General features: G+C 65.2%; 8 protein-coding genes. 6 read left to right on the forward strand and 2 right to left on the reverse strand.

Annotated features, from left to right (window positions below; all coding sequences use genetic code 11):
• Positions 1 to 196 precede the first annotated feature (196 nt).
• Both exaA and ACODSJ_RS15600 read left to right on the forward strand, forming a co-directional pair.
• The gene (exaA, locus tag ACODSJ_RS15595) at positions 197 to 2,053 is read left to right on the forward strand and encodes a quinoprotein ethanol dehydrogenase (RefSeq protein WP_489102574.1); all 1,857 of its coding nucleotides are present in this window, start codon (positions 197 to 199) and stop codon (positions 2,051 to 2,053) included.
• Between the two features lie 130 nt (positions 2,054 to 2,183).
• Positions 2,184 to 2,828, forward strand: a complete 645-nt coding sequence (locus ACODSJ_RS15600; RefSeq protein WP_489102575.1) for a pentapeptide repeat-containing protein — start codon at positions 2,184 to 2,186, stop codon at positions 2,826 to 2,828.
• Between the two features lie 237 nt (positions 2,829 to 3,065).
• Here the strand turns inward: ACODSJ_RS15600 and ACODSJ_RS15605 are convergent, their stop codons facing one another.
• Both ACODSJ_RS15605 and ACODSJ_RS15610 read right to left on the reverse strand, forming a co-directional pair.
• Entirely contained in the window at positions 3,066 to 3,704 is a 639-nt protein-coding gene (locus ACODSJ_RS15605) for a response regulator (protein ID WP_489102576.1), read from the reverse strand.
• A complete protein-coding gene (locus tag ACODSJ_RS15610) occupies positions 3,704 to 4,960 on the reverse strand; it encodes a HAMP domain-containing sensor histidine kinase (protein WP_489102577.1) in 1,257 nt (418 codons plus the stop codon). Before ACODSJ_RS15610 ends, ACODSJ_RS15605 begins: the two co-directional genes overlap by 1 nt.
• A 421-nt stretch (positions 4,961 to 5,381) precedes the next feature.
• On the opposite strand from ACODSJ_RS15610, the gene ACODSJ_RS15615 reads away from it, so the two are divergent.
• Genes ACODSJ_RS15615 through ACODSJ_RS15630 form a run of 4 tightly spaced genes read left to right on the forward strand, consistent with a single transcriptional unit; the run spans position 5,382 to position 9,124 of the window.
• A complete protein-coding gene (locus ACODSJ_RS15615) occupies positions 5,382 to 6,566 on the forward strand; it encodes an ABC transporter substrate-binding protein (protein ID WP_489102578.1) in 1,185 nt (394 codons plus the stop codon).
• A gap of 43 nt (positions 6,567 to 6,609) precedes the next feature.
• Positions 6,610 to 7,608 carry a YVTN family beta-propeller repeat protein gene (locus ACODSJ_RS15620; RefSeq protein ID WP_489102579.1) on the forward strand — a complete coding sequence of 333 codons (999 nt, stop codon included), beginning with the start codon at positions 6,610 to 6,612 and terminating at the stop codon, positions 7,606 to 7,608.
• The gene (locus ACODSJ_RS15625; RefSeq protein ID WP_489102580.1) at positions 7,605 to 8,336 is read left to right on the forward strand and encodes an ABC transporter ATP-binding protein; all 732 of its coding nucleotides are present in this window, start codon (positions 7,605 to 7,607) and stop codon (positions 8,334 to 8,336) included. Before ACODSJ_RS15620 ends, ACODSJ_RS15625 begins: the two co-directional genes overlap by 4 nt.
• Positions 8,333 to 9,124 (forward strand): ABC transporter permease, encoded by a 792-nt coding sequence (locus ACODSJ_RS15630; protein WP_489102581.1) that lies wholly within the window; start codon positions 8,333 to 8,335, stop codon positions 9,122 to 9,124. Before ACODSJ_RS15625 ends, ACODSJ_RS15630 begins: the two co-directional genes overlap by 4 nt.
• Positions 9,125 to 9,246 lie beyond the last annotated feature (122 nt).

Consider the following 9,246-nt stretch of genomic DNA (forward strand, 5'->3'; position numbering starts at 1 on the left):
TTAGGAAGGCCCCGGCCCGAGCCGAATGCTGCTTTGGTGGTCGGGCACTAGTTCCTTGGTAGCAGGCCCTACGACGCAGGTCGCAAAGACAGGCGCGGCGGGAAGTCTTCCCGGCAAGGGCGGGACTTTTTCCGTATCGGCGCAGCACGGCGCGACCCAACCTAGTCAGGTCAAAACCTCACTGGGAATGCCCACCATGACAATAAAAAACCTCCCCGCCCGTTCCTCCCTGGCCGTTGCCTTGCTGCTGGCCGGCGGCCTCTCGCTCAGCCCCGTGGCCCGCGCCGCCGTCACCTGGGAAGACATCGCCAACGATCACCTGAGCACCCAGGATGTGCTGCAATACGGCATGGGCACCAACGCCCAGCGCTGGAGCCCGCTGGCCCAGGTCAACGACAAGAATGTGTTCAAGCTGACGCCGGCCTGGTCCTACTCCTTCGGCGACGAGAAGCAACGCGGCCAGGAATCCCAGGCCATCGTCAGCGACGGCGTGGTGTACGTCACCGGCTCGTACTCGCGGGTGTTCGCCCTCGATGCCAAGACCGGCAAGCGCCTGTGGACCTACAACCACCGCCTGCCGGACAACATTCGCCCGTGCTGCGACGTGGTCAACCGCGGTGCGGCCATCTATGGCGACAAGATCTACTTCGGCACCCTGGACGCGCGGCTGATCGCCCTGGACAGGAACACCGGCAAGGTGGTGTGGAACAAGAAGTTCGGTGATCACGCCGGTGGCTACACCATGACCGGCGCCCCGGTGCTGATCAAGGACAAGGCCAGCGGCAAGGTCCTGTTGATCCACGGCAGTTCCGGCGACGAGTTCGGCGTGGTCGGCCAACTGTTCGCCCGTGACCCGGACACCGGCGAGGAAGTCTGGATGCGCCCGTTTGTCGAAGGCCACATGGGCCGCCTCAACGGCAAGGACAGCACCCCGACCGGCGACGTCAAGGCGCCCTCCTGGCCCGATGACAAGACCACCGAGACCGGCAAGGTCGAAGCCTGGAGCCACGGCGGCGGTGCTCCTTGGCAGAGCGCCAGTTTCGATGCCGAGACCAACACCATCATCGTCGGCGCGGGCAACCCCGGACCCTGGAACACCTGGGCGCGCACGGCCAAGGACGGCAACCCCCACGACTACGACAGCCTCTACACCTCCGGCCAGGTCGGCGTCGACCCGAGCACCGGCGAGGTGAAGTGGTTCTACCAGCACACACCCAACGACGCCTGGGACTTCTCCGGCAACAACGAGCTGGTGCTGTTCGACTACAAGGACAAGGACGGCAAGGTGATCAAGGCCACGGCCCACGCCGATCGCAACGGCTTCTTCTACGTGGTGGACCGCAACAACGGCAAGCTGCAGAACGCTTTCCCTTTCGTCGACAACATCACCTGGGCCAGCCACATCGACCTCAAGACCGGTCGCCCGGTGGAAAATCCCGGCCAGCGCCCGGCCAAGCCGTTGCCCGGCGAAACCAAGGGCAAACCGGTGGAAGTCTCGCCACCGTTCCTCGGCGGCAAGAACTGGAACCCCATGGCCTACAGCCAGGACACGGGCCTGTTCTACGTGCCGGGCAACCAGTGGAAAGAGGAGTACTGGACCGAAGAAGTGAACTACAAGAAAGGTTCGGCCTACCTGGGCATGGGGTTTCGCATCAAGCGCATGTACGACGATCACGTCGGCAGCCTGCGGGCGATGAACCCGACCACCGGCAAGGTGGTCTGGGAGCACAAGGAACCCCTGCCCCTGTGGGCCGGCGTGCTCGCCACCAAGGGCAACCTGGTGTTCACCGGTACCGGCGATGGTTTCTTCAAGGCCTTCGACGCCAAGACCGGCCAGGAACTGTGGAAATTCCAGACCGGCAGCGGCATCGTCTCCCCGCCCATTACCTGGGAGCAGGACGGCGAGCAGTACATCGGCGTGACCGTCGGCTACGGCGGTGCCGTGCCGTTGTGGGGCGGCGATATGGCCGAGCTGACCAAGCCCGTGGCCCAGGGCGGGTCGTTCTGGGTGTTCAAGATTCCGGCCTGGGATAAGGCAACGGCGCAAAAGTAACCCTGACCTGTACCCAATCCCGTGTGGGAGCGGGCTTGCTCGCGAAGACGTCGGCACAGTCAAAATCCATATCAACTGAACCATCGCTTTCGCGAGCAAGCCCGCTCCCACAACTGCCCGAGTACCTGCCATGAAATTATTGCCATTGCTGCTTCTGTTCATCGGCACCTTTGCCAATGCCGATAATCCCGATACCCCCCTGACCATCAACGGCTGCCTCATCGCCGAATCCAGCCAATGCCCCGGCGTCGACCTGCGCGGGGCGAACCTGGCGAACCAGGACCTGCGCAAGATGAACCTCAGCGGTGCCGACCTGCGCGATGCCGATCTGCGCCACGCCCGGCTGGACCTGGCCAACCTGGAAAAGGCCCGTTTGCAAGGTGCCAACCTGACCCGTGCGAGCCTGCAACAGAGCAACCTGCGCCTGGCGGACTTCACCGGCGCCACGCTCAAGGCGATCCAGGGCTGGGGCCTGTTCGCCCAGGGCGCACAGTTCCAGCGGGCCGATCTGAGCGGCGCCTACCTGGAATTCGCCCGCCTGTCCGGCGCCCGCTTGCACGCGGCCAACCTGCAGGCCGCCGATCTGGAAATGGCCTGGCTGAACAAGGCCGACCTCAAGGGCGCCGACCTGCGCGACGCCAACCTGCAAGAGGTCAAGCTCGCTGAAAGCAACCTGGAACAGGCCGACCTGCGCGGCTCGCGCCAGCACTACGGGAATTTCCAGGGGGCCAATATGCAAGGGTGCGCGGGGTGTCCGGTGTCCTGGGATCAATGAGCCTGACGCGCCCCCCTGTGGCGAGGGAGCTTGCTCCCGCTGGGGTGCGAAGCAGCCCCAATAGGGCCGACTCAATGAGCCTGACACACTGAAGTGCCGGGTTTGAGGGCGCTCCGCACCCCAGCGGGAGCAAGCTCCCTCGCCACGGGATTTGGCGCAGTCATCGCCAGCAAGCTTTGCTCCCACATAGCGGGGATAATCCCCTCGCCACAGGTGATTGCATTTCAAATCAAACATTCACCCCGCCACCCGCACCACCCCCATGTCGATCCCCAGGTGCACCAGCTCGGCGTGGGAGCTGACCTGCAGCTTGCTCTTGAGCAGCGTGAGGTGATTAGAGACCGTCTTGGCGCTGATGCACAGGTGTTCGGCGATGGTCCGCGCCGGGGTGCCCTTGGCGAGCATGACGAAGATTTCCAGCTCGCGCTGGGTCATCGATTGCAGGCGCGGGTCGGCGTCGTGTCGGGAGCTGGCGCAGGCCAGTTGGGTCGCCAGGCCCTGCTCGATGTAGACGTGGCCCGCCAGCACCCGCCGCACCGCTTCCACCAGCACCTGGGGTGCGGAGTTCTTGGTCAGGTAGCCCGAGGCGCCGGCGTCCAGCGCCTGGCGCACCAATGGCAGCTCATCGTGCATGCTGAAGAACAACACCCGCAGTTGCGGCAGGCGCTGGCGCAGGCGCCGGGTGGCTTCCAGTCCGCTGATGCCGGGCAGGCCGAAGTCCATGATCACCAGGTGGGGCACCTGTTCCTGCACCTGGCTCAGCGCCTCTTCGCCCGTGGCCGCTTCCCGCACCGACAGGTCCGGCATCAGCACCTGCAACAGGCTGGCGTAGCCCTGTCGGACCACCGCATGATCGTCCACCAACAAAATGTTCATCACGCCTCCATGGGAATGTTCAAGGCCAGCGCCCAACCGGCGCCGGGCTGGCTGATGACGCGCAGCTCACCCCCCAGGCTGCGGGCCCGTTCGGACATCGAATGCAGGCCAACGCCCGCACGCGCTGGTTGCGCCGAACCGCGGCCGTTGTCGCGTACCAGCAAGCGCAGGCGACCGGCCCGGTGTTGCAGGCGAATCCGCACCTGGCTGGCGCCGGCATGCCGGGCGACGTTGGTCAGCGCTTCCTGGAGCAAGCGATACAGATGGGTCTTGTCCGGCCCGGACAAGGGCGGCAGTGCGTCATCGATCCGCAGTTGGCAGGTGATACCCTGGCTCGCCTGCCATTGCCCGGCCAACACTTCGAGCGCTTCGTTCAACGGCAAGTGCTGCAACACCACCGGGTACAAGTCGTGCACCAACGCCCGGAAGCCCTGCTGCAAATGCTCACAATGCGCTTCCAGCTGGCTGACGGTCTGCTCCAGCGCGGGCGGCTGATCGACCACCAGGCGCAGCAGACACGCCCGGGCACGAATGCCGGCGACGTACTGGCCCAGGTCATCGTGCAGGGTCTGGGCCAACCGGGTGCGCTCTTGCTCCTGCACGGCCAGCAAGGCTTGGGTAAGCCGAGTGTTATCGGCCCGGGCCTCGGCCAAGGCTGCGCCCATGCGGTTGAAATGCCCCGCCAGATGCTGCGCTTCCGGTACCCCTTCGACCGGCAAGCGGACCTGCAGATTGCCAGCCGAGACCTCGCACAGCGCACGCAGCAACTGGTCCAGCCAGCGCATGCCCCGACGCACCGCCCAGCGGATCACCAGCAGGCTCAGCAACAGCGCCATGGCGCAGACACCCAGCAGTTGCACGAGGGAATCGAGGATCTCCTGGATTTCATCCCGAGGGTCGACCGCAATCCAGGCTCTTCGACCGTCCGCCAAGTCCACCTGCTGCGCAGCGGGCCCGTCTTCCAGCAGGCGCTGGCCAAGCCAGGCCTTGAACCCGTCTTCGACCGGCACCGGCAAGGCTTCTCCCGGCGCCAGCCAGCGCACCCGCACATGCCGCAGGCTGCCGGTCAACCGCGGCTGGAGACTGTCCGGGTCACGCTCGGCGGTTTCGCGCAGGTAATGCACCACCGACTCGGCCGACTGCAACTCGCGCTTCACATCGGCCACGGCCTGGTGCAACAGCAGGACGGCGCAGGCCAGGGTGACCAGGGCGAAGAAGGCCGAGACCCAGAGGTTGATTCGCCAGAGGGCTGACATGGTCAGGGCGCCATTGCCGGGATCCCACACATCCCGCCCTGGTCACAGACCTCTTGTGTGGAGCCTGCTCGCGATAGCGATCTTCCGGTCAACAGGTATGCCGAATGTGACGCCCTCATCGCGAGCAGGCTCGCTCCCACAGAGGGCACTGGATGGCTGCAGGTCTTCTGGTCGCTGCAGTCGATTTTCTTGGCAGACAACCGGTCCACCCCAACCAGGCTCAGGATCAGCAGGAACGGCAACAGCAGCGCTTTGAGAATCCGCATGGCCTGTCCGCTCCCTGAACAATGACGATGCCTGCATGCTAGAACCCCGGCCCCGAATCAGGGCTACTACCTTGGTACTGCCCCGGCGGTACTTTCTGCATATTTCCCCGTGAGCACGGGCTTCCTATGCTGGGGCTACCTGCATTGGAGGTGATATGCGCCGGCTTCTGAGTTACGCCTTGATCCCCCTGCTGGCCGCCGCCGGCGGTTGGCTGCCGAGCGCCGTGCAGGCGGGCGACGAGGCCGGGTTGCAAATACGCATCGGCTACCTGGGCTATCGCCCCGACCCCGGTCCTCTGCTGTCCAACATCATCGCCGAGCCCGCCGATGCCGGGCTACGCGGTGCGGAGCTGGCGATCATCGACAGCAACAGCACCGGGCGTTTTCTCAAGCAGGACTATCACCTGCAAAGCGCCAGCGTCGACAGCCCTGAAGCGCTGCTCCAGGCGGCCCGCGTCCAGCATGACCAGGGTGTGCGCCTGTTCGTGATCAACGCCCCGGCGCAAAGCCTGCGCCAGCTCAGCACCGCCTTGCCCGACAGCCTCCTGTTCAACGCCGGCAGCCCCGACGACAGCCTGCGCACCACCGACTGCCTGGGCAACGTGCTGCACAGCCTGCCCGACCGGGCGATGCTCGCCGATGCCCTCATCCAGTTCAGTGTCGTGCGCAAATGGCAGCGGGCCTTGCTGATCGTCGGTCAGACGCCCGAAGACCAGGCCTACGCCGCCGCCTTGCGCCGGGCCATGAAACGCTTCGGCATGAAGACCGTCGCCGAAAAGGCCTGGACATTCGACAACGACCAGCGCCGCAGCGCCCAGGCCGACATGCCGCTGTTCACCCAGACCGCCGAATACGACGTGGTGCTGGTGGCCGACGAGCGTGGCGACTTCGGTGAATACCTGCCCTACCAGACCTGGTACCCGCGCCCAGTGGCCGGCACCCAAGGGTTGACCCCCACCGGCTGGCACAAGACCGTGGAAACCTACGGCGCGGCGCAGTTGCAAAAACGCTTCGAAGCCTTGTCCGGTCGCTGGATGAACGACCGCGATTTCGCCGCCTGGATCGCCGTGCGCAGCATCGCCAGCGCCGTCGGCAAGCTGCGCCAGGATGACCCGCTCGCGATCCGCCAACTGGCCCTGAGCGACCAGTTGCCCCTGGACGGTTTCAAGGGTCGCAAGCTCAGCTATCGCCCCTGGAACGGCCAACTGCGCCAGCCTATCCCACTGGTCCAGCCTCGCGCCTTGGTGAGCACCTCGCCACAAGACGGCTTCCTGCACCCGACCAATGAAATGGACAGCCTGGGCTACGACCAGCCCGAAGTGAGCTGCCGTTACCCCTGATCGACAACGACCCTTGATCGATAACAACAATAAGGAAACCGCCATGCGCCGCCCATACCCTGCCCTGTTCTCTCCGGCCCTGTTATGCCGGGCCCTCGCCCTGGGCGCGGCGCTGTTCGCCGCCGGCCCGGCCGCCGCCAGCATCGCCTGGGTCTCCAACGAGAAGGACAACAGCCTGAGCCTGATCGACATGCAGAGCCTGGAAGTCATCGACACCCTGCCGGTGGGCCAGCGCCCACGGGGCCTGCTGCTGTCCCATGACAACCGCCTGCTGTACATCTGCGCCAGCGATTCGGACCGGGTCCAGGTGATGGACGTGGCCACGCGCAAGATCATCAAGGAGTTGCCCTCCGGCAAGGACCCGGAGCAGTTCGCCCTGCACCCCAACGACCGCTGGCTCTATGTGTCCAATGAGGACGATGCGCTGGTCACGGTGATCGACACCCAGACCTCCGAAATCCTCGGCCAGGTCGGCGTGGGTGTCGAACCTGAAGGCATGGCGGTCAGCCCGGACGGCAAGTGGGCGGTCAACACCAGTGAAACCACCAACATGCTGCACTGGATCGACACCAGCACCCAGACCCTGGCCGACAACACCTTGGTGGATCAGCGGCCGCGTTTCGTCGAGTTCAATCGCGACGGCACCCAGCTCTGGGCCTCGGCGGAGATCGGCGGCACGCTGACCGTGCTGGACGTGGCCACGCGCAAGGTCCTCAAGACCCTGACCTTCCAGATCAAGGGCGTGCACCCGGACAAGGTCCAGCCAGTGGGCATCAAGCTCAGCGCCGACGGCAAGCTCGCCTTCGTCGCCCTGGGCCCGGCCAATCACGTGGCGGTGGTCGACGCCAAGACCTTCGAGGTGCTGGACTACCTGCTGGTGGGCCGGCGGGTCTGGCAATTGGCATTCACCCCGGACCAGCGCCAACTGCTGGCGACCAATGGCGTGAGCGGTGATGTCTCGGTGATCGACGTGCAAAGCCGCAAGGTGCTCAAGTCGGTGAAGGTCGGGCGCTACCCTTGGGGCGTGGTGGTCACGCCATGAACGCGCTGGAGGTCAGCGACTTGAGCTTTGCCTACGGCCCGCGGGACGTCCTCAAGCGGCTCGATTTCAGCGTGTCGGCCGGGCGTTTCGCCGCGCTGCTGGGGCCCAACGGTGCCGGCAAATCCACACTGATTGCCCTGCTCACGCGCCTGTACGACTTGCAATGCGGTGACATTCGCGTCGGCGGGCACTCCCTGCGCACGTCCCCACGACCGGCCTTGCGCCAGCTGGGCGTGGTGTTCCAGCAGAGCACTCTGGACCTGGACCTGAGCGTCGAGCAGAACCTGCGTTATCACCTCGCCTTGCACGGTTTGTCGCCGCGTCAGGGCGGCGTACGGATCGACGCCGAACTGGCCCGCCAACATCTGAAGGAGCGCCGCCACGAGCGCGTGCGCGACCTCAACGGCGGCCATCGACGCCGAGTGGAAATCGCCCGGGCCCTGCTCCATGAGCCGCGCCTGTTGCTGCTGGACGAACCCAGCGTCGGCCTCGATCCCGCCAGCCGCCTCGCCCTCGGCTTGCACATCCGCCAACTGTGCAGCGAACAGGGCATCAGTGTGCTCTGGACCACTCATTTGCTGGACGAAGTGCAGCCCAGCGACGACCTGTTGATCCTTCACCAGGGCCGACTGGTCGCCAGCGGCCGCGCCGACGCCGTGAGCCTGGAGCACGGCGGCACCCTCGGTTCGGCCTTCACCCGCCTGACCGCCACGGGAGCCGTTTCATGAGTGCATATTGGCAATGTTTCAGCGGCGTCGTGATGCGCGAGTGGCTGCGCTTCGTCCTGCAACGCACCCGGCTGCTCAGCGCGCTGGTGCGGCCATTGCTGTGGCTGCTGGTGTTCGCCGCCGGCTTTCGCGCCGCCCTGGGCATCGCCATCATCGCACCCTACGACACCTACATCCCCTACGAGGTGTACATCGTACCCGGGCTGGCCTGCATGATCCTGCTGTTCAACGGCATGCAAGGTTCGCTGTCGATGGTCTACGACCGGGAAATGGGCAGCATGCGGGTATTGCTGACCAGTCCCCTGCCCCGGCCGTTCCTGCTGGCGAGCAAGCTGCTGGCGACCGCGCTGATCTCGTTGTTGCAGGTCTACGCCTTCCTCGCCATCGCCTGGCTGTACGGTATCCAGCCGCCGACCATGGGCCTGCTGCTGGCCTTGCCGGCGTTGCTGCTGGTGGCGTTGATGCTCAGCGCCCTGGGCTTGCTGCTGTCCAATGCCATCCGGCAATTGGAGAACTTTGCCGGGGTGATGAATTTCGTGATTTTCCCGTTGTTCTTCCTGTCCTCGGCACTGTACCCGCTGTGGAAGATGCAGGAAGCCAGCCCCTGGTTGTACTGGCTCTGCGCGCTCAGCCCGTTCACCCATGGCGTGGAACTGGTGCGGTTTGCGCTGTACGAGCAGCTCAACCTGCTGGCGCTGGCGGTCTGCGCGGGGTTGACCGTGGTGTTCGCGCTGTTGGCGGTGTGGACGTTCAATCCGCAGCATGCGGCGTTGCGCAAGGCGGGTTGATCCTGCCCGATGCAAATCCCCCGGCGGGTGGATCCCCTGTAGGTAGATTCCTGTGTGGGAGCGAGCTTGAACTGGCCTAATGATTTTGGACACTTCAATCGGGCGCTATGATTGCGCCCAAA

It is taken from the genome of Pseudomonas sp. FG6 (assembly GCF_057809015.1).